The organism is Prochlorococcus sp. MIT 1314, assembly GCF_034093315.1.
GTDB classification, from domain to species: domain Bacteria; phylum Cyanobacteriota; class Cyanobacteriia; order PCC-6307; family Cyanobiaceae; genus Prochlorococcus_A; species Prochlorococcus_A marinus_Y.
Genome location: NZ_CP139300.1, coordinates 650,668 through 676,966, shown reverse-complemented (window position 1 = coordinate 676,966; position 26,299 = coordinate 650,668). Strand labels below are relative to the sequence as shown.

At 25.9% G+C, this 26,299-nt stretch carries 26 protein-coding genes; 17 read left to right on the top strand and 9 right to left on the bottom strand.

Going from position 1 to position 26,299, the window contains the following annotated elements; translation table 11 throughout:
* Positions 1-49 precede the first annotated feature (49 nt).
* Genes SOI86_RS03970 through SOI86_RS03960 form a run of 3 tightly spaced genes read right to left on the bottom strand, consistent with a single transcriptional unit; the run spans position 50 to position 3,437 of the window.
* Positions 50-1,309 carry a surface carbohydrate biosynthesis protein gene (locus SOI86_RS03970; RefSeq protein WP_320682301.1) on the bottom strand — a complete coding sequence of 420 codons (1,260 nt, stop codon included), beginning with the start codon at positions 1,307-1,309 and terminating at the stop codon, positions 50-52.
* A complete protein-coding gene (locus tag SOI86_RS03965) occupies positions 1,310-2,050 on the bottom strand; it encodes a hypothetical protein (protein WP_320682300.1) in 741 nt (246 codons plus the stop codon).
* A 7-nt stretch (positions 2,051-2,057) separates the two neighbouring features.
* A complete protein-coding gene (locus SOI86_RS03960) occupies positions 2,058-3,437 on the bottom strand; it encodes a hypothetical protein (protein ID WP_320682299.1) in 1,380 nt (459 codons plus the stop codon).
* A 56-nt stretch (positions 3,438-3,493) separates the two neighbouring features.
* Between SOI86_RS03960 and SOI86_RS03955 the strand changes: the two genes are divergently transcribed.
* From SOI86_RS03955 to galE, 5 genes are all read left to right on the top strand, one after another.
* Positions 3,494-4,732 carry a hypothetical protein gene (locus SOI86_RS03955; protein ID WP_320682298.1) on the top strand — a complete coding sequence of 413 codons (1,239 nt, stop codon included), beginning with the start codon at positions 3,494-3,496 and terminating at the stop codon, positions 4,730-4,732.
* 23 nt (positions 4,733-4,755) lie between these two features.
* Positions 4,756-5,730, top strand: a complete 975-nt coding sequence (locus SOI86_RS03950; protein WP_320682297.1) for a glycosyltransferase family 2 protein — start codon at positions 4,756-4,758, stop codon at positions 5,728-5,730.
* A 39-nt stretch (positions 5,731-5,769) separates the two neighbouring features.
* Complete coding sequence (locus SOI86_RS03945; protein WP_320682296.1) at positions 5,770-6,807, top strand: NAD-dependent epimerase/dehydratase family protein; 1,038 nt, start codon at positions 5,770-5,772, stop codon at positions 6,805-6,807.
* Positions 6,808-6,962: 155 nt separating this feature from the next.
* On the top strand, positions 6,963-8,003 hold the full coding sequence (gene rfbB / locus SOI86_RS03940; protein WP_320682295.1) for a dTDP-glucose 4,6-dehydratase: 1,041 nt from the start codon (positions 6,963-6,965) through the stop codon (positions 8,001-8,003).
* A gap of 163 nt (positions 8,004-8,166) precedes the next feature.
* Complete coding sequence (gene galE, locus SOI86_RS03935; protein WP_320682294.1) at positions 8,167-9,219, top strand: UDP-glucose 4-epimerase GalE; 1,053 nt, start codon at positions 8,167-8,169, stop codon at positions 9,217-9,219.
* 23 nt (positions 9,220-9,242) lie between these two features.
* Here galE and SOI86_RS03930 read toward each other — a convergent pair whose 3' ends face one another.
* The 5 genes from SOI86_RS03930 to rfbC form a co-directional block, all read right to left on the bottom strand.
* Entirely contained in the window at positions 9,243-10,232 is a 990-nt protein-coding gene (locus SOI86_RS03930; RefSeq protein ID WP_320682293.1) for a GDP-L-fucose synthase, read from the bottom strand.
* Positions 10,233-10,360: 128 nt separating this feature from the next.
* Complete coding sequence (locus tag SOI86_RS03925; protein WP_320682292.1) at positions 10,361-11,791, bottom strand: mannose-1-phosphate guanylyltransferase/mannose-6-phosphate isomerase; 1,431 nt, start codon at positions 11,789-11,791, stop codon at positions 10,361-10,363.
* Between the two features lie 15 nt (positions 11,792-11,806).
* Positions 11,807-12,922: a GDP-mannose 4,6-dehydratase gene (gmd, locus tag SOI86_RS03920; protein ID WP_320682291.1), complete on the bottom strand. Its 1,116-nt coding sequence runs from the start codon at positions 12,920-12,922 to the stop codon at positions 11,807-11,809.
* Between the two features lie 279 nt (positions 12,923-13,201).
* Positions 13,202-14,140 carry a dTDP-4-dehydrorhamnose reductase gene (gene rfbD, locus SOI86_RS03915; protein ID WP_320682290.1) on the bottom strand — a complete coding sequence of 313 codons (939 nt, stop codon included), beginning with the start codon at positions 14,138-14,140 and terminating at the stop codon, positions 13,202-13,204.
* Positions 14,140-14,724, bottom strand: a complete 585-nt coding sequence (rfbC, locus tag SOI86_RS03910; RefSeq protein WP_320682289.1) for a dTDP-4-dehydrorhamnose 3,5-epimerase — start codon at positions 14,722-14,724, stop codon at positions 14,140-14,142. Before rfbC ends, rfbD begins: the two co-directional genes overlap by 1 nt.
* Before the next feature lie 222 nt (positions 14,725-14,946).
* Between rfbC and SOI86_RS03905 the strand changes: the two genes are divergently transcribed.
* The 10 genes from SOI86_RS03905 to SOI86_RS03860 all read left to right on the top strand — a co-directional run bounded on the left by SOI86_RS03905 (position 14,947) and on the right by SOI86_RS03860 (position 22,808).
* Positions 14,947-15,675: a hypothetical protein gene (locus tag SOI86_RS03905; RefSeq protein WP_320682288.1), complete on the top strand. Its 729-nt coding sequence runs from the start codon at positions 14,947-14,949 to the stop codon at positions 15,673-15,675.
* Positions 15,676-15,749: 74 nt separating this feature from the next.
* Positions 15,750-16,469: a methyltransferase gene (locus tag SOI86_RS03900; protein ID WP_320682287.1), complete on the top strand. Its 720-nt coding sequence runs from the start codon at positions 15,750-15,752 to the stop codon at positions 16,467-16,469.
* Between the two features lie 4 nt (positions 16,470-16,473).
* Positions 16,474-16,716 (top strand): hypothetical protein, encoded by a 243-nt coding sequence (locus SOI86_RS03895; RefSeq protein ID WP_320682286.1) that lies wholly within the window; start codon positions 16,474-16,476, stop codon positions 16,714-16,716.
* 6 nt (positions 16,717-16,722) lie between these two features.
* Entirely contained in the window at positions 16,723-17,697 is a 975-nt protein-coding gene (locus SOI86_RS03890; protein ID WP_320682285.1) for a ketoacyl-ACP synthase III, read from the top strand.
* A gap of 4 nt (positions 17,698-17,701) precedes the next feature.
* Positions 17,702-18,379, top strand: coding sequence for an SDR family oxidoreductase (locus SOI86_RS03885; protein WP_320682284.1), 678 nt, complete (start codon positions 17,702-17,704; stop codon positions 18,377-18,379).
* A gap of 104 nt (positions 18,380-18,483) precedes the next feature.
* Positions 18,484-19,122 carry a 4'-phosphopantetheinyl transferase family protein gene (locus SOI86_RS03880; protein WP_320682283.1) on the top strand — a complete coding sequence of 213 codons (639 nt, stop codon included), beginning with the start codon at positions 18,484-18,486 and terminating at the stop codon, positions 19,120-19,122.
* A 6-nt stretch (positions 19,123-19,128) separates the two neighbouring features.
* Positions 19,129-20,202, top strand: a complete 1,074-nt coding sequence (locus tag SOI86_RS03875) for a hypothetical protein (protein WP_320682282.1) — start codon at positions 19,129-19,131, stop codon at positions 20,200-20,202.
* 59 nt (positions 20,203-20,261) lie between these two features.
* Complete coding sequence (locus tag SOI86_RS03870; RefSeq protein ID WP_320682281.1) at positions 20,262-20,633, top strand: GtrA family protein; 372 nt, start codon at positions 20,262-20,264, stop codon at positions 20,631-20,633.
* 427 nt (positions 20,634-21,060) lie between these two features.
* A complete protein-coding gene (locus tag SOI86_RS03865) occupies positions 21,061-21,768 on the top strand; it encodes a hypothetical protein (RefSeq protein ID WP_320682280.1) in 708 nt (235 codons plus the stop codon).
* 62 nt (positions 21,769-21,830) lie between these two features.
* A complete protein-coding gene (locus tag SOI86_RS03860; protein WP_320682279.1) occupies positions 21,831-22,808 on the top strand; it encodes a UbiA family prenyltransferase in 978 nt (325 codons plus the stop codon).
* Here SOI86_RS03860 and SOI86_RS03855 read toward each other — a convergent pair.
* Entirely contained in the window at positions 22,805-23,599 is a 795-nt protein-coding gene (locus SOI86_RS03855; RefSeq protein ID WP_320682278.1) for a class I SAM-dependent methyltransferase, read from the bottom strand. The two genes, SOI86_RS03860 and SOI86_RS03855, sit on opposite strands and share 4 nt — an antisense overlap.
* A gap of 308 nt (positions 23,600-23,907) precedes the next feature.
* Here SOI86_RS03855 and SOI86_RS03850 point away from each other — a divergent pair, with 308 nt between their 5' ends.
* Both SOI86_RS03850 and SOI86_RS03845 read left to right on the top strand, forming a co-directional pair.
* Positions 23,908-24,435, top strand: coding sequence for a hypothetical protein (locus SOI86_RS03850; protein ID WP_320682277.1), 528 nt, complete (start codon positions 23,908-23,910; stop codon positions 24,433-24,435).
* Positions 24,436-24,452: 17 nt separating this feature from the next.
* A complete protein-coding gene (locus tag SOI86_RS03845; RefSeq protein ID WP_320682276.1) occupies positions 24,453-25,991 on the top strand; it encodes a DUF2142 domain-containing protein in 1,539 nt (512 codons plus the stop codon).
* The last annotated feature ends 308 nt before the right edge of the window (positions 25,992-26,299 follow it).

Below are 26,299 nucleotides of genomic sequence, written 5' to 3'. Positions count from 1 at the left end.
ATAATTTTTAAGATTACTATAGTGGAGTGAAAAATTACTTTCATTTAATTTAAATCCATATTCCAAAATTATTACATAAAATCCTTGGAGGTAGCCATTTCTTTTTTTTGAAATTTAATTTTGACTTTATGTATCTATAAAATCCCTTAAATTTTAAATCTGAAATAATTTTTTTTCTATAGATAATTATATGTATTAAATCTGACAATGTATTCTTTATAGATACTATCAAGCAAAAAATTACTATGGTTAATTTTAATTTAGTTTTTATTATTTTTTTTGGAGAAATAGTATTAAATGCATCTACTATTTCTTTGATGGAATCCATTTGTGAATTTAAATTTTTAAAACATTCATTTATTTTTGAATCATGATTTAAATGAATAAATGATCTTTTATGATCAATGATTTCATTTAAATTATAATTTTCACTAACTAAGCATGGTAATTGGCATATTAAAGATTGATCTAATATCTTTTTATTATTAAAAGAATATACTTTTTTAGATTGTAAATAAGCATCTAATCCTGCAGTTGAATCACAATGGATAACTAATCTTGATTTTTCAATACACTCGGTTACAGTATTTTGGTTATCTAACCGTATAAAATTATCTAATTTATTTGCACTAATTAATTTTTTATAGTAATTTGTATTTTCTTCTGGATGAATTCTTAGTACAGTTTTTAGCTTCTTATTATTAAGTTCGATAAGAATTTTTTTAACAATTTCCAACTTAAATTTATCGTTTAGGATTAAATCTTTTATTCTTTTTATCCTTGACTGATAGTTTTTTACAATCCATTTATCGCCAAGATAATTATTTCCCCAACCAAAATTTGTACAAACAAGAATGTAGGATTTATTGAGGTTTACATCTTTTTTGTTTCTTTTATGAAATCTAGGATGTCCAGTAACTATTGATTTTTCTTTTTGAGATTTTGTTTTTGCGTAATGATTTTTTTGTTTTAAGCCCCAAAATAAAACTTTTGAACAATATTTAAATAATTCAGGCGTATACCTATTGTCAAGATTTTTTATGCCTTCTGCGTCTATAGCTCCCTCTTCATCAAGACTAATAATTTTGTGGTTCCTTTTTTTTAAATTTATAAATAATTTCTCACTTTCTTTTTTGCTATATCCTTTATCCAAGAAAATACAATCTTTTAGTAGCTTAGTTAAGTCAAATATAAATTTCTTTTTACCTAATATAACTATCCAGCCGTTTTTAAAAAGTTCGGAAGATATTAGCAATTTACTTTGAATTTCTCTTGTTGTGCTTTCAATTGGGATAAGAGCTATTCGCATTTATAAATTAAGAAAATGTTTTTTAAGATCTGTAATTGGAAGTTTAGAATCCCAGGATAAAAATTTTTCAGAGCTTGAAGTATCATAATTAAGTGTTTCTGAAGATTCAAATTCTTTAATGTAATTTAAAGATACATTGTTTTGTTTTTTTATTAAAAAGGCAATATCAAGCAAATCAGATGCCTTGATAGAATTTTTCATGCATAGATTAAAAATATGATTCTTATTCTCTATTTGCAGAATCTTGAAAATAGATTTGGTTAATGAGTTTATAGAGGAAATATTAACGTAACTATTAGGTGAAATAAGTTTATCTTTTTTATTATTTATTATTTTGTAAATATCATTTACTATTATATTACGCTTATATTCTCCTCCAAATACACTTGATAATCTAATTATAGTTTTCCCATGATCTTCACAAATTCTTTCACACTCCAACTTGAATTTTGCATATTTAGTAATTGGACTCTGCATAACAGAAGTACTTGAAAAGTAAATAAGATTTAATTTTCTCTTACAGTAAAATAAAAGTTTTTTTTGATATGATTTTAAAGATGAAAAACTTAAATTTTCGAATAATTTTGTATTAGATTCACCTGATAAGTAAAGTAATGTTGAACTAGATTCTATTTCATCAAACAATTCCCAACTTCTTAAATTAAAACATTCTTGAGGTATGTAATTTGAAATATAATTACCTAAATAACCTGAACCTCCAATAAAATATATTTTTGGCATTAATAATTTAATTGTTAGTATAAATAATATTTTTCATTATTTTTTTTAAGTTATGTGTTTTTAATATTTTTTGAAACCCTAGTGCATTGATTTCTTTTGTATTTTTGAAACCATAATAGATACCTATCCCTTCAGGCTGATGATATGCGCTTGTACCTTTAGTCTCTTTAACATCGATTTGGTTAAATCCAATATCTTTGAGTAAAAATTTTTTGCCTCTAAAATTCAGAAATGGTTCTTCTTCAGCGGATGCAATCTCAAAACTAATACTACATTCGTTTTTATGTAACCTTGTTCTAAATTTCAATTCCTTACTATAAGAAACTTTTTGGATATTTCCCCAAATAATGCGAATCAAAGATTTTTCAGCCTTTATTGAATAGATAGGGAACATTGATGTTCTTTCTTCGATTTTATCTTTATTCTCAACTATTCCTAACTTATGCAAACTTTCAACTATGGAATTTGTTTGCCATTGCTTCTCAGAAATTTTGTAGCCTTCAATTGCTTCTTGCCCCATTGAAGAAACAATAAGTAATCTAAAATCATTATTTTTATTTATAAACTTTATTAAATCTTTAATAATCATCCATGAAATATCCATTGAGTGCCAAATTTCATTTTTATATTTTTTAATCCATTCTGGATCTTGAATATTTTTTTTATAGTCTTCAGGGTAAGAAGCTTCCCAATATCTATGCATGCTTGCTGCTACATTATTTGCAAAGAATGTTGAAAAGTGAGGTTTGCAATTTTTCAATAATTTTCTAAATATAAAATAGTTTATTTCTACCATCAGGTCCCTTCTTCTAGACACTCTATCTCTATTAATTATTTCACTTAATAATTGTTTTAGTATTGATAAAGATGAAATTCCTAATACTCCTAATTTTTTAAGAGCTCTAACTCCATTTAATTCAAATGAACCTAATTTTTTTTGAATTTCCCTAGAATTTTTTTTAATAATAGATTGTTGAAATCTATTGAAATCTATAGCTTGTTTTGGATTAGCAATAGGGTTATTCCCAAAACAATCTCCAATATAAAAAGAATATTCTTGTATATCTTTTGGAATGTTACTTGAGTGTAGAGATCCATAAACACCAACTTCAAATTTTTCTTCTTTGAGTTCAGCCCAAATTGGCTTATATTTTGAGTTGTTTTGATCAATTTCTTGTCCTAGATCCTCAATCTGATGAATTCTTTGTTTTTGACCAAGATGAACTGTAGGCCATGTAGTCCAAGGGGATAATATTGGATCATCTTCTACGAATGTCTTGAAATTATATGCTTTTTTTCTGAATTTCTTAAATACCTTTTTTTTTATTTCAAAATCATCTAGTATTCGTTTAGGTATTTCATTTAGCTCGAAAACTATTAATTTCATTATTCTTTTTAACGATTAAGTTATTATTATTATTATTATAAATAATACTTTAATAAGTGATTAATTCTTTTTCAAAATATATATTTAATACAGAAAAAATAATTTTATTTTTGTTAGCTAATCCTATTTCTTTATTATGTTATGTTTTTGGAATTAAATTTTCTGGTAGTTTGCCAATAAGACCATTTTTCTCTTTATACGTTTTTTTATCTGTAGCTCTAATAGCTTTATTTATCATAAAAAAAACTACAGGGGAAAAAGTTTACAAAATAAAACTTAAATATTTTTTATTTTATTTAATGATAGTTTTATTTATGATTTTTTTTAACTCAATATTTAGTCAGGAATATAGATCATTTGTTGACAGTCTTTATGAAATTGCAAATATAATTATACCTCTTTCGATTGCTTACCTTTCGCGTAATTCCCCAATATATGTAATCCATTCAATAATTTATTTAACATTTTTAAACATCGCATATATATTTTTTCAATTTATTGGTGCTTTCCCTTCGGATTTCGGAGAAACAAACACAATTATTTCATCTGGTGGAAGTATTAATCCTGTTTTTTATAGATTTAGTGGTATTTTTACAAGTTCTGTAAGTAGCTCTTTTCTCTTTGCCCTTGTAATTCTTATTTGTATATATTACAGAGAATTTATACCTAAATTTATATCTAAGAATTTATTACTTATTATTTCTTCAATTCTTTTAATATATACTTATTCAAGAGTTTCATTTATATTCCTTATATTCATTTTTCTATTAAAAGAAATCATAAAGAAAAAAAGGAATAAAATTAATATAATTTTAAATTCTCTATTCTTAACTATTTCAATTTTTCTTTATAATAGCCCCCTTTTAAGATTGAAATCTATTTTTTCTATTTCTAGAAATACTACAGAATTAGATATATTTGATCCTTATGATATTAATGCTCCAAGATTTTTGAGAATCATTCATTTCTTTGAATCTCATTTTGATAGGCTTCCTTTAATTGGTCCATATGAGAATCAATATCTTACATTTAGTTTTTTCCCAGATGTTTTGCAAAAATTTGGAATTCTATTTGGACTTTTATTCATTGCGTTAATTTTATTATTATTATTTTATGCTATTAAAACAAAACAAACTTTTACATCAGTGTTTTTAATTTCCACTTTTATCACATTTCAAGCTACTAATGGTATTATCAACGCCGCTTTTTATTTTCCTACTTTCTTTTTTTATCTGTTGAGTGGATGGTTATTATTAAATACTAATTTTAACAATATTTTAAAAGAGAAAAATTAATTTAAATTAAGACAAAACTTATTATGTTAGAGATTGATTTAATTTATATAAATTTCTTTAGCTTTAAAGATACACTTAAGAGCATAAATTCTTTAAAAGTTCTTTTATTAAAGGAAAAAGTTAATATAAATATTTTTATAAGAGATAATTCTTTTTGTTACACTTCAATTGATGAAATAAATAATTTTCAAAAGGAAGTTAATAATTTAAGTTCACAATATTTTAATATTAAGTATATTCCATCAAAAAAAAATGATGGATTTGCATCTGCTTGTAACTTCGCTGCGTCACAATCGTTTTCTGAAATATTATTATTTATAAATTGCGATACTGATTTTTCTAATACTAAAAAAGAGGATTTGTTTAATCATTTGAAATATATAAAAAACAAAAAATATAATGTTGCCATTAGTGCCCCAAAAATATACTCAGAAGATGGTTTTATTCATAATTCCTATTTTAGCTTTGCACCTGCTTCAATCCTTTTCAAACCAATAAGTCACTTAAAAAAGATTGGAAAAGTTTATAGATTAATTTTTAATAATAAATATATTAAAAATTATAAAAGCGTAATTTATCAATCGCCTTCTAAAGATGAGCCGGTTTTAGTAGATTGGTTATCTGGATGTTGTTTATTTGTTTCAAGAGAATTTTTTGAATCTATTGGTGGATTTGATGAAAGGTATTTCTTATATTTTGAAGATGTTGATTTGTGTAGGCAGGCCAGAGAATCAAAAAAAAATGTTTTATACGATCCTAAATTGTCAGTAATACATAAAGGTAGGTTTCAGTCATCGCAAACTAATGGTATTTTAAAATCAATTTTTTTCAATAAAACGGCTAGATTACATATTATTTCATGGATTTTATATATTTATAAATGGCGTAAAGACTTTATTTTAATGCTATTATCAAAAATGATTTTTACAAATGGCAAATTTAAATATCTTTATAATATAAATAATTTTTCTAAATTTGAATTTCTTAAATCAGATTAATTATTATAAATTTTATTATATTCTCTATGACTTTTAATAATGAGTTATAAACAGAAAAGATTTTTAGTAACTGGAGCCGCTGGATTTATTGGAGCAGAATTAGCGATTGAATTAATTAAGGGAGGTCACTTTGTAATCGGAATTGATAATTTAAATAATTACTATGATCAAAATTTAAAGAAATCAAGATTATCAAGGATTGAAGAATCTTCGAAAAAATTTTCAGGATCCTTTATTTTTTTTGAATTAAATATTACTGACTATAATTCTATAAAAAAGCTTTTTGAGAAATATAGTCCAGAAATCGTAGTACATCTTGCTGCACAAGCCGGGGTTAGATATTCAATAATAAATCCAGGTTCTTACATAGAATCAAATTTAGTAGGATTTGCAAATATACTTGAATTATGTAGGTGGTTCTCAATTTCAAATTTTGTTTATGCTTCTAGTAGTTCAGTTTATGGAGGGAATACAAATTTACCATTTGTTGAGAATCAATCTGTAGATCACCCTGTAAGTTTATATGCGGCGACAAAAAAATCAAATGAAATGATGGCTCACGCATATAGTCATCTTTATGGAATACCATCTACAGGGTTAAGGTTCTTTACAGTTTATGGACCCTGGGGAAGACCAGATATGGCCCCAATGATTTTTGCTAACTCTATTTTAAAAAGAGAACCCATTAAAATATTTAATAATGGCAATATGAAGAGAGACTTTACTTTTATAAGTGATATTGTAGAAGGTTTAAAAAAATGCTGTTTCAAACCTGCGACAACAAATAATTCTTTTAAAACCGAATGCCCAGATTCTTCAACATCATTTGCTCCTCACAGGGTTTTTAATATAGGCAATAGTAAGCCAGTGAAATTAATGCACTTTATTGATTTGTTGGAAAATGCATTGGGTAAAAAAGCTATAAAAGAATTTCACCCATTGCAACAAGGTGATGTAGTTGCGACAGCAGCAGATACCAAAAGATTATTTGATTGGATAGGGTTTACTCCAACCACTAATCTTGAAGAAGGTATTGTTAAATTTGCTAAATGGTATAAAAATTTTTACTCTGAATAATTTTTTTTATTTAATCAAAAATTATTATATTTCAAATTTTGGCGATATATTTGTTTAATTAAGGTTTTAATTTTATTAAGCTTTCATTAGACAAGGGATTAATATATAGCTATACAAATTAAAAAAGTTACGTTTAACTAATTTCTTGAGATATTATGGGAAGTTTATTAGTTACTGGAGGGGCGGGATTTATTGGAAGTAATTTTATCCATTATTGGATAAAAAAATATCCAAATCAAAAGATTATTGTTTTAGATTCTCTTACTTATGCCTCCAACATTAATTCCATTAAAGATTTAATCAATCAATCAAAAATTAATTTTATAAAAGGTAATATTACTGATGAGAAATTGATATTAAACATTTTTGGTAATTACCAAATAACATATCTTTTGAATTTTGCCGCTGAAACACATGTAGATAGATCAATAGATTCACCAGATAGTTTTATTAATTCTAATATTTTAGGAACATATAATCTTTTAAAATGTTTTAAAAAATACTGGGAAGAAAATGATAAGCCCCCTAATTGGAGATTCCTTCAAGTTAGTACAGACGAAGTTTTTGGAAGTTTAAATGCGGATGATAATAGATTTACTGAATTATCTTCTTATAAGCCAAGATCCCCATATTCGGCAAGCAAGGCATCAGCTGATCATTTAGTACAAGCGTGGAATGATACCTATGATCTACCCACTTTGATAACAAATTGCTCAAATAATTATGGGCCATTTCAGTACCCAGAAAAATTAATACCATTAACAATTACAAATCTACTAATGAGTAAAGAAATTCCTGTCTATGGAGATGGTTTAAATATTAGGGACTGGCTTTTTGTTGAAGATCATTGTAGAGCTATTGACAGAGTTATTTCAAATGCGAATCCTGGACAAAAGTTTTGTATTGGAGCTAATAACGAAGTTAAAAATGTTGATTTAATAAATAAAATATGTACATTAGTTGATAAATACGCATTAACTTATAATTATAAAATCAACCATTCAAAGAGTTCGGATCTAATTAAATTTGTATCTGATAGACCCGGACATGACAAAAGGTATGCTATAGATTCATCGAAACTTATAAATGAATTAAATTGGGAAACTAAAACTAGCTTTGAAGAGGGTCTTGAGAAAACAATTCTCTGGTACTTAAAAAATAAGAACTGGTGGGAACCCTTAACTATTAACAATTAAAAGTAAATTTTCAATTTTGAAAGATCTTTACTTTCCCATTGGTTAATTATTGAATTACTATTTATCTGAATATTAAAAATAGATTTTATTTAAAATATAATTTAAAATGGAATTTGATAATACTAGTTTTTTATATTGAGAACCAATTAAGTCAAAATAAGTTATGAAAAATATTTTAGTAACTGGAGGCGCTGGTTTTATTGGAAGTCATACGTGTTTAGCGTTATTGGAAAAAGGTTTTAATGTTTTTATTATAGATTCATTTGAAAATAGTTCTGAGAGAGTAATAAAAAGAATTCTAGAAGCATATAAATCTAATAAAAATAACCTTAACATCAATATGAAGGTTTTTAAGGGTAACTTATGTGATAAATATTTCATTAAAGAAGTTTTTAATAGGATCAAAAATGAGAATAAAGAAATTCATGGTGTAATTCATTTTGCAGGTTTTAAAGCCGTTGCAGAATCATTTGTTGAACCACTTTACTATTGGCAAAATAATGTTGTTGGCACGATAAATTTGCTGGAAATAATGAACGAATTTAATTGTAACAACCTAGTTTTTAGTAGTAGCGCCACTGTTTATGAAACTAAAGATAATTGCTTGTTGAATGAATCTTCTAAATTTGGACCAATTAATCCATATGGAAATACAAAATATAGTATTGAAATGCTTTTAAAAGATTTATTCCAATCATCAGCTAAAAAATGGAAATTGGCTTCGCTTAGATATTTCAATCCCATTGGAGCGCATTCATCTGGTTTGCTTGGGGAAGATCCTAAAGATACGCCAAATAATATTTTTCCTCTGATTGCAAATACTGCGTTAGGAACCCAGAAAATATTAAAAATTTATGGTAATGATTGGCCAACTAAAGATGGAACTCCTGTTAGGGACTATATACATGTAATGGATTTAGCTGAGTGTCATCTTAAGGTTTTAAAATTTTTAATAAATAGTGAACCTGAAATTCTATACTTAAATGTAGGTACTGGCATAGGCACCTCAGTCCTTGATTTGGTTAAAACCTTTGAGAAAGTAAATAATGTAAAAATCCCTTTTGTTTTTGAAAAGAGAAGAATTGGGGATGGTTCATTTTTAGTAGCAGATAATTCTTTATTGATTTCTAAAATGAATATTAATTATTTTCGAAGTATCGAAGATATGTGTCGAGATGGATGGAAATGGAAGCAGCTAAATCCTAAAGGTTATTAATCAATTTGATGAATAATTTATATTTAATATCTAATACTTTTGTTTTTTGATTCTGCTAGAAAGCTTTTAAGAGTCAATTCAAGCCCTTTTTGTAGTTCAGTTTTTGCTGACCAACCTAATTCACTCAATTTTGAAACATCTAATAACTTTCTCGGAGTTCCATCTGGCTTTGATAAATCCCATTTTATTTTTCCTTCATAACCTACTGCCGAAGAAATTAAATTTGCTAATTCTTTTATACTTATATCTTTACCTAATCCAACATTTAATATTCCATTAAAGTTTTTTTTATCATCATAAAGAATTCTGTGTTCACTTGAAATATTTTCAAGAATAAAAATAGAGGCTTCAGCAAGATCATCTACATAGAGAAATTCTCTCTTAGGTAAACCTGATCCCCAGCAGACAATTTCTTGTGAACCCTTAATTTTTGCATCATAAAACCTCTTTAACATGGCAGGTAAAACATGACTATTTTGAGGGTGATAATTATCTCCTGGACCATATAGATTTGTAGGCATTAAACATATTGAATCAAATCCATACTGTTCTTTTAATGAAGTACATAATTTTATGCCTGAAATTTTCGCTAGTGCATAAGATTCATTAGTTTTTTCTAGCTCTCCAGTTAAAAGATATTCTTCCTTTAAGGGTTGCTGGGCAAATTTTGGATAAATGCAACTGCTACCAAGAAATAAAAATCTTTTTACTTTGTATTTCCAAGCATTTTCTATTACATTATTTTGAATCTTAAGATTTTCTAGTATAAAATCTCCCATATATTTGGAATTTGCATGGATTCCTCCAACTTTAGCGGCAGCTAAAATTACTATTTCTGGCCTATTCTTATTGAACCAATCTTTCACTTTAACAAAGTCTAGTAAGTCTAAATCATTTCTAGAGGCAAATAGTAGATTTTTATATCCTTTCTTAGTCAAAGATCTTTTAATAGCACTGCCAACCATACCATTATGGCCAGCAATGAATATTCTAGATTCTTTTGAAATTAACATGAATTTTATTTTTTGGTTAGTAAATAATTAAAGGAAATTCTTTTTTAAAAGTTGTTTGATTTGCAGCCCAAAATACCTCTAAAAAAGATTGTATTTTTAGAACTAATACTTTTTGAATAAAAAACTCATTAATTTCGACCATAATTGTCTGCAAACCTAACGATATCATCTTCACCTAAATAATCTCCACTTTGAACTTCTAACAGTATAAGAGGGGTAATGCCTGGATTAGAAAGTCTATGTTTCGAACCTAGTGGAATATAAGTACTTTCATTTTTAGATAAAAAATATTCTTTTTTATCAACTTCTACCATTGCTTTCCCTTTTACTACAATCCAGTGCTCAGATCTATATTTATGCATCTGAAGTGATAAAGAAGCTCCAGGGTTAACTTCAATTTTCTTTATTTGCCACGTGCTATCTTTTTCTATAGATAAATAGTAGCCCCAGGGCCGAAATACGATCTTGTGTTGCCGCCCTTCAATTAAACCTTTCTCATTTAATGAATTTACTATATCTTTCACTTTTTGAGACTTATTTTTATCTGCAACCAATACTGCATCTTTGGTCTCGATTATGATTATGTTATCTAATCCAATACTAACTACTAATTTTTCTTCACTTCTTATTAAGGAGTTTTTTGTATCTTTTACTAAAACTTTACCTTTAATAGCATTCCCTTCAGAATCTTTTCTTGAAATTTTCCATAAAGACTCCCAAGTCCCAATATCGTTCCATCCACAATTAAGTGGCAGGACAAAAGCTTTTTTTGTTTTTTCAAAAACAGCATAATCAATTGAGATATTTGGGCAATTAGTGAAAGACTTTTTATCTAGTCTTAGAAAATCTAGATCCTTTAGACTTTTAATAAGACATTTTTCGCAATTCTTAATTATTTCTGGAGCGAAAACTTTTAATTCATTTAATATTGAGGATGCTTTGAAAACAAACATTCCACTATTCCAAGTGTAATGTTTATCTTGAAAAAGTTTTTGGGCAGTTTTTAGGTCTGGTTTTTCTATAAACTTTTCTACATTGCTAGTGATATATTTGTTTTGATTTTCTTTATTGGAAGATTTTATATATCCATAACCAGTCGAGGGATATGTTGGAATTATGCCAAAAATCACTAATTTACCTTCTTCCGCTATTTTGATACTATTTTTTATTGATTTAGTAAATTCTGGTACATTTCTTATTTCATGATCTGAGGAGAGAATTAAGAGAATAGGATCTTTATATTCTTGTAGTGCTTTGAGAGAGGCAACGGCAATTGCTGGAGCAGTATTTCTTCCTTCAGGTTCTAATATTATCGAAAGAGGTTTCGTATTTATTCTGTTCATTTGATCACCAACTATAAATCGGTGCTCCTCATTACAAATAATGATTGGGTTTGTAATGTTTTCTATATTCTCGATTCTTTTATAAGTTTTTTGTATTAATGAGTAGTTCTCATCATCTGTAAGGTTTAAGAATTGCTTTGGATAACTTTCTCTGGATAAAGGCCATAATCTGGAGCCAGTTCCACCTGCAAGAATAATTGGTATTATTTTGCGCATAATCTTTAGAATTCTTTATTCTTTAGAGGAATAGAAAGAGAAGCCTTCTTTTTTGAGTATTGATTCTTTTTGTGATTCTTTGGAATCTTCAGTGATCATCTCGGAAATAAGTTCTTTTATTGATATTTTGGGTTCCCAGTTAAGTTTGTTTTTTGCCTTGGATGAATCCCCTAAGAGTTCCTCAACCTCAGTAGGTCTGAAATATCTTGGATCAACTCTCACAACAATTTTGCCTGTATCAGCCCTTATCCCGACTTCATCCATACCATTGCCTTCCCATATAATTCCAGCACCTTGTGTTTTGTTCCACCCTAATTCTAAAGCACAAAATTCTATAAATTCCCTGACTGTATACATCTTACCGGTAGAAATTACAAAGTCTTCAGGAATTTCTTGTTGTAGCATCAACCATTGCATATAAACATAGTCTTTAGCATGCCCCCAATCTCTTTTTGAATTAAGGTTCCCCATATAAATAGTATTTTCTAGTCCATAATGAATTCTAGTTAAACCTCTAGTAATTTTTCTCGTAACAAATGTTTCTCCTCTTCTTGGACTTTCATGGTTAAAAAGTATTCCATTACAAGCAAAAATATTATAGGCTTCTCTATAGTTAATAACTATCCAATAAGCATAAAGTTTGGCAACAGCATAGGGACTTCTAGGATAAAAAGGTGTGGTTTCTTTTTGTGGGGATTCTTGTATTAGGCCATATAATTCACTAGTACTTGCTTGATAAATTTTTGTTTTTTTTGTTAGGTTTAGTATCCTTACTGCCTCAAGAATTCTTAAAATACCCAGTGCATCACAATTAGCAGTATATTCGGGGGTTTCGAAACTAACAGCCACATGACTTTGCGCCCCTAAATTATAGATCTCATCAGGTTGGACTTGATCTATGATTTTTAAAATGTTAGTGCTATCAATTAAATCTCCATAGTGGAGAAAAAAGCTTTGATTCTTTTCATGAGGGTCTTGGTATAACTTATCTATTCTTGAGGTATTAAATGAGCTTGATCTCCTCTTTATTCCATGAACAATATAACCCTTTTCTAAAAGTAACTCAGCTAGATAACTGCCGTCTTGCCCTGTTATTCCTGTAATTAAAGCTTTTTTCTTATTATTTGACATTTATTAAAGTTTTGCCATATTTGTTTAAATTAATTTTAATATTTTTGAAATTAAATTTCTAGATTATTCACGAAAATAAAAACTATATTCCAATTTTTTTAATTAAAAATCATTAGATTAAGTATTTTTGTGATTTACTATTAGGAGATAATTTTTTTTAAGTCTATATTAAAACTTGCCCATAAAAATTCCCATCTTTAAGAAGTCTTCTTATAAAGGCTTCTAATTATGAATCGAGCCCAAAGTTATTAATATTATTTTTTTTCAATATTTAATATTTTATTTATGCTTAGGATTAAAGGAATATCTATTACTTTTATTAAGATAAATTTGTTCAAGATTTCTTTCTAGCTCATATTTCCAATTCATATTTTCATGATTTAGTAAACTTTTTGTTGAATTACATTCTAGAACGGAATAAAAAGGCCTTTTAGCTGAAGAAGTAAAATCGGATGTTTTGATAGGAATTATTTCTGTTCTGTTATTTATTAACCCAATTTTTTGACCCACATTGCTAATTATTTTTGCAACTTCATACCAGCTTGCTTCTCCATCATCATGCCAATGCAAAATTCCGTTTTTAGTCTTATTTTTTATGATTGAATAATCTTTTATTTTTATAATTTTCCAACAAACTTCTGCAAGACTGAAAACACTTGTAGGTGAACCGATCTGATCATTGACAACTTTAATTTCTTTCTTTTTTAAATGGAGATTGAGTATTGTAAGTAAAAAATTATTTCCAAATGGGCCCATTAGCCAACTAGTTCTTAATATTATTCCTTGATTAGTCCCCTCGAAAATATTTTCAATTGCTTCTTCAGCGTTTGCTTTTGAAAGACCATATATGCCTAATGGAGATCTTTTTTCAGAAGTTGAGTAAGGTTTATTCCTATTTAGGCCACTAAAAACATAATCAGTACTAATTTGGAGAAATCTTCCACCTAATTTTTTGATTTCTTGTGCAAATGCTTTAGGGGCATGAAAATTAACATTCATAGCAGCTTCTTCTTGTGACTCGGCTAAATCAACATTTGTATAAGCACCACAATTAATTATCCAATCAGGTTTTATTGACTTTATAACTTTCAAGCAAGATGGAATATCTAACATATCAAAATTAGTTCTTTCCATTGCATATATTTTTATATTTTTGGGTTTCAATTTAATTAAAGCCCTTCCAAGTTGTCCTTTTGAACCAGTGATTAAAACTTTCATTAAAAAATAAAGTTTAGTTTTTCTGCTTGGTTAATGGTTAAACCATTAGAGTCTTTTTCAGAAATTATTAGTTGATCTTTGTCTAATTTATTTATTGGCCAATCAATATTTAATTCAGAATCATTCCATATAATAGACTTTTCGCTATCTTTGTCCCATTTATTATTTACTTTATACTGTACATCAGCGGAATTACTAAGAGTTAAAAAACCATGTCCAAAACCTTCTGGAATCCATAATAAATATTTATTTTTTGCACTTAATTCAATGCCTACCCATTCCTTATATGTCATAGAATCTTTTCTTAAGTCAACAGCTACATCAAATATCTCTCCATTTGTGCATCTAATTAGCTTTCCTTGTGCGTAAGGATTGAGTTGATAATGAATACCTCTTAAAACCCCTCTTTTTGATTGTGAATGATTATCTTGGCAAAAATTTGTAATTTTAACTTTTTTATTAAAAGAGACTGAATTCCAACTTTCATAAAAGAAACCTCTTTTATCAGAATAAATATCTGGACGTATTAATAAAACTCCGCTTAAAAAATTACTTTTGTTAGTCTTTAAATTAATAGTCTCCACTTAAAGCTTTAATACTTTTTCTATTTTACTTTGCTGGTAGCATAATACATATTTTTTGGAGAATATTTTCTAAATAATAAAGAAAAAATTTATAAATTAATTTATTATTTAAATATTTCTATATTTGCAGATTGAGATTCTTAGAAATTTAAAAAATTACTATAAGTTGAATATTTTTTTTTAGATATAATAATTTATTATAAAATAAATGAAATATTTTTAGTGAAAAAATCTTTTGAAAGAACCTTAATTATTTGTCCACATGCTGATGATGAATTATTTACTTTTGGATTAATTTATTCACTCGAAAATTGTTTCAAAGAAATAGATCTATTATTAATAGGATCTGATAAATTAAGGCAAAAAGAGACTTCGATTTCATCAAAGATCAATAAGCTAAATTTTATTACTTTACCAAAAGATATTAAATTTATTGATTCCTTATATCATATTGATTTTGTGAGCTTAAAGAAATATTTTTTAACAATCTTGTTTGATTATGATTTAATTCTTTCACCTCTTATAGAAGGCGGTCATCAAGATCACGATACAGTAACGGCTGCTTTATTAAAATGTAAAGAAACTAAAAATTTTAATTCAAAAATACTTCTTTATTCCACTTACAGAAGCATGAGTATTTTTCCTAATTTATTTAGATGTGGCATTCCTAAAGGTTTATTTATTGATCATAGATATTTCTTTAGTTTTACATTAAAAGGTTTTTCAAGATTTATTAAAACGATTTTAGTTGCTTACAAAAGTCAATATTTTTCATGGTTACTTCTATTGCCTTCTTTATTTATTGCTTATATTCTAAGAGACCTTAATTTTATGATTGTTGCAGATAATTTATCCCTTGAATATATTTTAAGAATGATTCCCAAAAGGCCTTTATATCAAACTTATCGAGGTCTTAAAAAATCTTCTTGGTTAGAATATATTCAATATTAAGTTAAAATTTCTAATTTGTTTGATTTGAATTAATGTTTACCTTATAAAATTATATTCTTCAATCTAATAATTAAATGCCTTATAAAGAAATCGAATATATACCTAAATGTAATGAAAACATAAAAATCTTATTAAATACAAATGATAATGTTTTTGCTCCTACAGCAACTTCAGATTTTCTAATATCAGCGGTTGCTTCTAGTATAAGTAAAGTTGATAAATTGTTGGATTTAGGCTGTGGCAATGGAATTGTAGGCATATCTTTATCAAAACTGAATAAAGCCAATAAAATTTATTGTTCTGATATTTCTAATGATGCGGTAAAGGTTGCAAAATTAAATATTAAATTAAACAATTGTGAAGGTGAAGCAATCAAATCAAATATCTTTTCTAATTGGAATGGATATAAATTTGACGTCATAGTTGACGATATTTCTGGAATTTCTGAGGAAGTTGCTAAACTTTCCGACTGGTTTGAAAATGTTCCTTGCGATGCAGGTATTGATGGGACATCAAATATCGAAAAAGTACTAAATCGATCAAGAAAATTTTTAAATAAAAATGGAAAAATATTCTTTCCAGTAATATCTCTATCAAATACAAAGAAAATTATTGAAATAGCAGAAAATAATTTCAAAGATATCAAAAAAATTTCACACAATGAGTGGTTTCTTCCAGAGGATTTAAGTAGAAACTTTGAAAATTTAGAAAAACTCAAAAAAGAGGGTTACATTGACTATTGTCAAAAGTTTGGTCAATTGATATGTTGGACTGATATATACTCTGCTAAGTAATTTCATGTTAGAAGAAAAAGAACTTATAGAAATAATTGAAAAAGCTTTAGAATTAAAAAAAGGTACCATAATTAGTGGAGATGAAGATTGGTATTCTTTATGGGATTCTCTTGGGCATTTATCTATCCTTGTGAAATTAGATCAAGTATTAGATGGAAAATGTTCCAATATAAAGGAATTATCTAAAGCTACCAGCATATCCTCCATTAAAGAAGTATTAAAATCAAATAATTTATTTAAAGATTAAAATTCTATGAGCAAAGGCTTAAGTATACGGAAAATAAGTTATTACTTACCCAAAAATGTTCAAACTAATGATCAACTAAGATCTTTACATCCTGATTGGGATATTGAGAAAGTTCAAGAAAAAACTGGTATTTTCCAAAGATATATTGCTAATAAAGATGAGACGAGCCTGGATTTAGGATTTATGGCATGTAAGAATTTATTTAAAGAATTCGATTTAAAGCCTCAAGAAATAGATGCATTATTATTTATTTCTCAAACTCCAGATTATGCTTTACCCCCTTCTTCTTGTATTTTGCAGGAGAAGCTTTGCATGAGTAATGATATCCTTGCTTTAGATATAAACCTAGGTTGTTCCGGATTTGTAAATTCACTCGCAGTTGCCTCTTCATTATTGCAATCTAAAGCTATTAATAATTGTCTAATCCTCTGTGCAGAAACTTATTCTAAGTTCATCAATAAAAATGACCGAACAAATAAAATGATTTTTAGCGATGCATCATCAGCTTGTCTTTTAGAAAAAAATAATAGTTCATCTTCTATAGGTAATTTTACATTTGGATGTGATGGAAAAGGAGCTAAAGAATTAATTGTTGAAGGAAGCGGTGCAAGAGATAATTTGGAGCGTAATAAACAAGAACTTTTTATGAATGGCCCTGCAATTTTGTTATTTACGCTTAGTCAAGTACCTATACTTTTAGAAAAAACTTTAAACAATAATGGTTTAAACCTAAAAGATATTGATCTTTTTGTATTTCATCAAGCAAGTAAATTGGTATTAGATTTATTGTGTGAAAAAATTGGGATAGAAAAACATAAAACATATTCTAATTTAGATAAAAAAGGTAATACCGTTTCTTGTTCAATTCCTATTGCATTGAAGGATGCCTTTTTAGAAAAAAAATTAATACCGGGTAACAAGGTTTTAATTATAGGTTTTGGAGTTGGATATTCATTAGGATCAACAATTATTAGGTGGTAATTATATGCTTCTTATAACAGGTGCTTCAGGTGGAATTGGGTTCGAACTTTTCAAGAAACTCTCAATAAAAAATGATGTAATAGCTATTAGTAATAGAAAGAAAATAGAAAATAATGCTAGAGGTATTTGCGTAAATGTTAATCTTCTTAATCATAATGAGATAGATCAATTAATTAGTAAATATGGAAAAACTTTCGATGAAATAACAGTTTTAAATCTTGCTGTACAAAGTTTTGATGGTTTACTAGCCAACTATCCTATAGAAAAAGTAAGAGAGACATTCGAATTGAATTTGATTTCAAACCTATATTTATTACAAGGACTTCTCCCAATCATGCTGAATCAAAAATGGGGTAGGATAATACACTTTTCTTCTATTGTGGGAAATGAAGGAGCTAAAGGAGCTGGGATTTATGCTGCAAGCAAGTCAGCTCTTATAGGTTATAGTAAAACCCTTTCTAAAGAATATGGTAGGTTTGGAATTACTTCAAATATAATTGAATTAGGTTACTTTGAAAAAGGACTAATAGAAAATTTCAATAAAGAAAAAATAAAAAATATTATCTCTAATACATCTTCAAGAAGACTAGGAGTAACAGATGACATAATTCATGCTATAAAATTTATACAAAAATCAGATTTTTATAATGGTGAAATACTTAAATTAAATGGAGGAAAATAATAATTATCTTATAAAATGACATTTTATAATCATAAAAATTTTTTTATATCAGGATTGATGATTAACTCACCAAAGAAATTTTCAAATTAATATAGATTTAATAAATGAAAAAAAATATTATTGCACTTTTCCTTGTACCAAATCATTGTTGTCTAAAACCTATAGCTTTACAGGAAAAAAAATGGATAAAAAAACTTTCTAAAAATAGAGCTAAACAATATGAACATTCAAGAGGATATGTTCGCGAAGCTTTATCTCATATTTTAGAAATACCCGCTCTAGAAATACCATTAAAATCACCTCCTGGATTACCTCCTGAATTACCTTCTGAGATGGGTTATGTAAGTTTTAGTCATTGTAAAGATGTCTTACTAATAGGTTGGTCAATGCAGAATATTGGCGTAGATATAGAAAGATCAGATAGGCGATTCGAATCTAAAAAAATACTAAATGGATTTTTTTCGAGTAACGAAAAAAAAACACTTAAGGATTTAAATGATAATGAAATTAATTCAGAGGTTTTAAAACTTTGGGTAAGAAAAGAAGCTGCAATCAAGTGGCAAAAAGGAAGTATTTTCAATGATCTTTCAAAATGGAATTTTATATTAGGAACTAATATATTAGAGAATAAGTATGAGGGAGTTAATCTAAAATCGTTTTTTATTAATTATGAGCATTGGTATATTTCTTTAGCATGTAATAATAATTTAGGAATAAAAAAACCTATTATTTGTAAATATTAGAATAATATGAGAGAAGCAGAATTTATTGTTTTTAAAGAATTAATAAATACCCAAATAATAAAAAAATATATTTTATTAAGTCAGACGGAATATCCCAAAAAAAATCCTATATCTCAAGAGAATCATTTGGAATGGAAATATTTGCAAAACCCTAGAGGTTTATCTTTTGGAATCAATGGATATTGCGAGGATAAATTGATTGCAAGAATTAGCTATCAAAAGAAAAACTTTTTTTTTAAAAAAAAGATTATTAAGGGAGCAAATCTCTGCGATTTGCTTATAGATAAAAATAATAGGAAATTGGAGAATTTTTTAAAACTAACAAGTCAATTTTTTATAAGAAAAGATATTCCTGAATCAAATTTAAGCATTATGATGCCAAATGAAATTTCTATAAATATTTATAAAAAGATATTAAATCTTAATCCTATTGGATCACTTGAGCTAAGATTAATTCCAATAATTAGTTCAATAATAGATAAAAAATTAGATTTTATAAATCTAGATTTTCTCAGTACTTTTTCTTATAATTTCATCTCATTTTTAAATAAAAAAATCCAACACATTTCAAAAATAAAATTTTCTAAGAAAGATGTTGAAAATGATGAATACGAAAAAATGATAAAAACTTATTATCAAGATAATCTTATTCAGGGAGAAAGAAGTAAAGAATGGATTAAATGGAGATATAATTCAAATAGTTCAATAAACTATTTCATAGAGTACATATTCCTAGATAATAAACTAATAGGTTATTTTGCTTATAGAAAAACAGAGAAATATGGTTTTGAAGTATTAGTCATAATGGAAATTGTTCTTATTAAAAAGAATTTTTTAATAGAATTAACAATTTTATTACGTTTAATATGTTCAACTATTAAGTTAAAGTGCGATTTACTTCTTTTTTTAAGAACAATACAAAAAAAAAGTCCCTTATCAAATTTTTTATTTCCCAGAATACCCAAATTTTTGTTACCAACTCCATTAGAGTTATTTATAATTACAAAGGCTGAATCTTCTTCTGAAGTATTTGATATAAATAAATGGAAAATAAATATGGCTGATTTAGATATTTTCTGACATACACTATGAATCTCATATAAATTAAAATTATTTTTCATTGGTTTCTAATAATAAATATGAATAATTTAAAAATTCTAAAATCCAACTCTTTTATTAAATTTGTAATATTAGGTGGCTTGATAACTATCTTAAGTAATGGGTCACTTTTGTTAATGCTTTATCTACTACCTCTGGGAATATCAACTTTTATTAGTCGGATTTTGCATGCTTATTTGGGTTATTTAGCTAATAAATATGGAGTCTTCAAAACAAAAGGTAATCCTATTAAGTACATTCTCCTAGTAATAGTTAGTTGGATTTTACAATGGTTTTTAATAAAAACTTTAAGTAATTTAGGTTTTTCGTATCTATTCTCGGTTTTAATTGCTATTCCTTTTCTCGCATTTTTCTCTTATGTCAGTCAAAAAAATCTAGTTTTTAGAAAATAATATAATTTAAACACTAATATAAAAAAAGCTTAAGTTATTTATGATAATCAGATCAAAGAATGAATTCTTAAAAGAGTTTTTCATATTATCAAGTTTATTTGTGATCTTTAGGTCATTAAGTTCTTTACTGGTTTATAAATTTCTTTCAATATACGATAATAGGATCTTTTCTTTTACTGATTTAGAAGTTTATAGTAAAAGTGATCTAAATATTTTTTCATCAAATTTTTTTTATAGCTTTTTAGTAAGGATAATTGGTTATAACTCAGAAACTTTATTAACTTTAAAATTTTTCTTTATATCTTTCATAATCTCATTTATTACAATTACTCCTTTTATATTTTTATGTATAAAAGTTCTTTCTAAGAAGAATTCTATTTTTTTTATTCTCATATTGTCTCTACATCCTTACCTATCTTTATATTCTTTGAAATTAGATTCAAATATTTTTGCAACTATGGGTGTTTCAATTTATGCATTATGGATTTTTTATTCTAATAAATATACTTTAGATTTATCAATTATTTTAAACGTATTTAGTACTCTATTTAGGAATGCACTAATACCTTTATTATGGATTCAATTTTTCTTAATTTTTTTATTGAAGAGAGATTTCAAGAAACTTAAATTACTAGGGATATTTACTTTATTTCTAATTACAATATTTATTACTTCCTCTCAAGTTTTTTATGGTGTTGAATATATATCTCAAAATTTCGGTTGTTATTCATTAGAAAACATAGACAAATTTCTACAGGGCACTTTAAGTCCAACTATAAGTAAGCCATTAAGTTTTATTTTTACTCCGATCATCCATATGATTTTAAATTTAGGAGCTAGAGAAGCAATAGCTATATATTGCTTGAACTTGCCTTCTGAATATGCTGCAAATAGTTTGATTAATTTATTAACAACAATTTCATTTTTATTTTTTCATTCTTTTCTTTTAATAAGGCTTTTAATTTATATTTTTAAAAATTTTCAAATAAGGAAACTTATATTGTTATTCCCTTTCTCAATATTATTACCAACTCTTTATGGGACAGCACATATGAGATATCTATACCCTTTATTACCTTTTTTAATTTTTGTTCAATTTTTACCTAAAAATTTTAAAATTTTACAAAAAGTATAATAAAAAAATCTTATAAAATAAATTTTAAAAAAAATCTACTACTTAATCATATTTCTAAATTTATGATATTATCAAAATTATTAATGAGTATGTCAAATAATAAAAACAAGCTTATTTATATATATAAAATTTGCAGGCCTGATTATTTAATAAAACAAATTTTTTTCTTTTTTGGAACCTTTTTAGGTTTTTGTTTTGCTCCTAATACTGAAATAAATTATATAAATTTTTTCTTAATCCTCTTGAGTATAGTTTTGGCTAGTTCAGCAAATTATGTTTTAAATGAATGGTGCGATCGTATACCAGACTCATTTCATCCAGTAAAAAAGAAGAGGCCTATTCCATTAGGTAAATTGCAATTTATTGATGTTTTTGCAACATATTTTTGTCTATTAACATTAGTAATATCTATTTTATTTAAGTATGAGGTTATTCTCATAATAAAAATTATTGTATTTTGCATATTGATAAATGGGATTTTATATAATCAATTGCCTTTCAGATTTAAAGATAAAGTGTTTTTGGATGTATTTTCTGAATCTATAAATAATCCTCTTAGATTTATGACGGGTTGGTTAGCAGTTTCTTATGCCTATCCGCCATTAACATTAATTTTAGGTGTTTGGTTAAGTGGATATTTTTTAATGAATTGCAAAAGAATAAACGAAATTCATACATGGCAGGGTTCAAAAAAAGAAATGAAGAAATATCGTCCTTCCTTAATTAGATATACAGAAAATAAATTAATTCTTCTTTCATTTATTCTTTGCTTAGGAGCTATTTCTTCTATTACTATATTTTTCTCAATTTATAAAATCGAATTTTGTCTTTTAATTCCATTGATTATTTTGGCAATGGCACAATATTTAAGAATATCTTTTTCTAATAAGGATAAAATTATAAACAATCCTAATTTTATATTTTCTGATAAGTTAATCTCATTATCAATTGGTGCTTTTATTATCTTTAGTCCTATTCTTTTTAAAATTGAAATTCCGATCTTGAGAGAACTTTTTGCGAAAGGATTTTTACCTCTTTAATTATTTTCTTTTCTAAATATTACTATAATCGAATCACCTAAATTAAGTTTAATTAACTTCTTGCCAATTATTGGTATATTGTTAATCCTCATGAATTTGGGTAAGTAGGTAGATATTCTTTTAACAAGATAATTAAAACTAAAAAACCATCTTGTATTTTTAATACTTAGTACCTGATAACCAGAATCTTCAAGTGCAAGTTTGATTGTCTTTTTTGAAAAGTAACCTACATGTGCTACTCGATAATGCCACCATTTCCATCTAAGTATTTTTGCGATTAAAGAATCTACATTTGGTGTAACTATCACACCTATTCCTTCTGGAGTTAATCTTGATTTTATCTGCTGTAATATTTCCATAGGGTTTGTAACATGCTCAATAACATCAGCCAAGGTAATAACATCAAATTTTTGTGAATTTGGAATATCTTCTAAGACTCCACACCTTACATCTAAGCCTCTTTTAATAGCTTTTTTGAATAACCATTTTGAAGGTTCAATACCAATTGATTGAAATCGATACTTTTTACTTGCTTCTAAAAGAATACCTGAACCACATCCTACATCCAAAAGTTTTTTTCCAGATTTGTTGTAGGGGATGAATTTTTTGATAATATAATCTTCTTGCAAAAATCTTTCTTTCCTAGTTTCTTCATATTCTTCATCAATCATCTTTTCATAATATTTTGTAAGATCTCTTGCTTTAGCAGCTTGTATGAAATTACAATTTTTACATCTATATAAATCAAGAGTTTTACCATATTGTGAATTTGTAATTTGAAAGTCTTCCATATTTAGATAATCAAAATTGATATCTGTATTTTTTATCTTATATATATTGTTTCCACTACAAATCCAACATCTTGAAAATGATTTATTTGAGGTCAAAATTGTAGTATATTTTCTTTGAATTATAATGAAAATAAGTTTATTTATCTTTGATGTTTAATAAAAGTTATACAGCAGGAGATATAAATATTACATTTGATAATTTGATTAATGGATTATGTGAGAAGTCTATTAAAAAAGGTTTTATTTTTGTTGATTATGATAAAACTTTAATTAAAAATGATAGCTACTTAAATTTGGTAATTTATATAATGAAAAATAATAAAATTAAATTTATATATAAATTACTATATTTTTTTCTAAAAGAAATTAACATATCTATAATAAAAACATTTTTCATATTTTCACCAAAGCCTTATTTGAAATATTGTATATCAAACGTTATTTTATCAATATCTGGTATAAATAAAATTGATAAATTTATGATAATGAATAACAAAAATAATTTGAATAAGGCTTTATTTTATAAATTAAATAAATTAAAAAGGTTAGGATTTAATATAGTTATAGTTTCCAACAACTACAATCAATTTTTAAAAAAGGTTATAAGTAAATATAATTTTTCTTTAATAGCTTTAGATATAGATATATTTGAATCGCATCTTAATAAATATAACTCTAAATCTATTAGAATTAAAAATAAATATAATAATAATAATTATAATTTCATTCTTGCTATAACTGATTCAATCAAAGATAATGACATGTTGAAAATCGTTTCCAATATTATAAGATTTGACTATAGTAAAAAACTATACTTTAGTATTCAGACTAATTAAAAATCCATAATTTTTTTATGCGAGTAATAAAAAATATCATTACTTATATAGAAAAATATTTCATAATTATAATTTGTCTTTCAACACTTCTGGGCTCTCTTCTTATTACTATTTTTGATGCACCAGATGAGATGTATCATTTTCAGAGGATTCATGATGAATCTAAATTAAATAAAGAGCTTTATATACCGCAAAATACTATAAATCTTGGGATTGGCTTTTCAGATCATAGTTTAGTAAATGAATGTATTGCAAATCTAAAATGTCAAAAAAATCCATGGGCGTTTGATGTAGGTAAATTAAAATTAAAAGATTATTTTTTTGATAATTATTCAGAAAATTTGAAAGGGGCCCAGTTAGTTACTGCATATTCTGGGAATAATTATTTTTTACAATCAAATTTATTCAGATTTTTTAAAACAATAAATCAAAATCTTTTATTTAATTACTATGCTCTAAGATTTTCAAATGCAATAATCTGGTTAATAATTAATTTCTGTTTAATAAGAGAATTAATTAATTTTGAAAATACTTATTTAGATAAACTTACCTACTCAGTAATAGTTTTAATATATTCATTGCCTACAGTAACATTTATTTCAACTTCTCTTTCTGGCGATTCTTTAGTATTTGCTTCTTCAGCTCTTTTTTCTCTATGCTTTTTAAAATTAAAAAAACTTAATTCAAAAAAAACCATTCTTTTTGCTTCTATAGCTGGAATATGCTTGTCTATAATGACATCTAAATCGGTTTATATTCCTATTACAATTGGGTTAGGTTTAAGTCTTATAAATAAATTAAAAAACAAATTTTCTAAATTATTTTTTTGTGGATTTTATATTACTGGATTTATAAATACAATTTATTGGATTAATTTCTCTTCAATTAAAGTTAAGGAAATGTATATTAATAGAAGAGGATTTGAAAGTACAAAGCACTTAAAGAATTTTGATGAAATTTATTTATTCATTAAATCATTATTTTTGACCCATTTAAACAAGTTTGATAGTTGGTTAAGAGAGATTTACGGTGTATTTGGAAATGGTCCTATTGCAAGGTTATTATTACCAAATAAATTTTATATTTTTTTCTATTTATATATATTTTTTTTAATTCTTATTTGTGTTTATTTAAAAAGAAACTATCTATTTCAAATATTAATTAAAAAAATAAGATCTTTTAATTTAAATTTCTATCAGATTAAATTTAAAGATTTTATTTTTGTTTTTTTGAGTGGATCTTTTCTTTTAACTTATATTGGAATATTTTATGTCTTTTATATCTATTGGGGTAGAGATTTAATTTTGAGTGATATTCAGGGTAGATATTTTATACCATTAATAATTCTTTTACCACTCTTTTTGAATTTGAGCTTAGATTTATTTGATTATAAAAAATATAAGAAGCAAAACCAAAAAAAAATCTTGGAAAATAAAATTTCAGATTTTATTCAAGATGAATACCTTATTAAACAATTGATCTTCATAGCTTGTATAAACCAGATAGTATATATAGCTAATATATTAGGCTATTATTTCTTACGTTTTTATTTATAAAGATTATATGTTTTTAATTAAATTCATCCCAAAAGTCCTAGACCAATAATTTTCTAGAATTCTTTACTATTAATTTCAAAAATTCGTAATTTGTTTATCTGTTCAAATGTTTTTTATAAATATTGAAAAAGACTCAACTAAAATACTAAAATTATTGTTTTCCTAAAGTTAATAAAAATTATTTAAATAATTTGCTAATAATTTTAACTTAAGATATCTTTTGAGAGTTAATTATTATCTATATTATTGGAACAATTAATTATTACTATAATAAGATATTTATTTATGTGCTTTTACCAATTTTGATA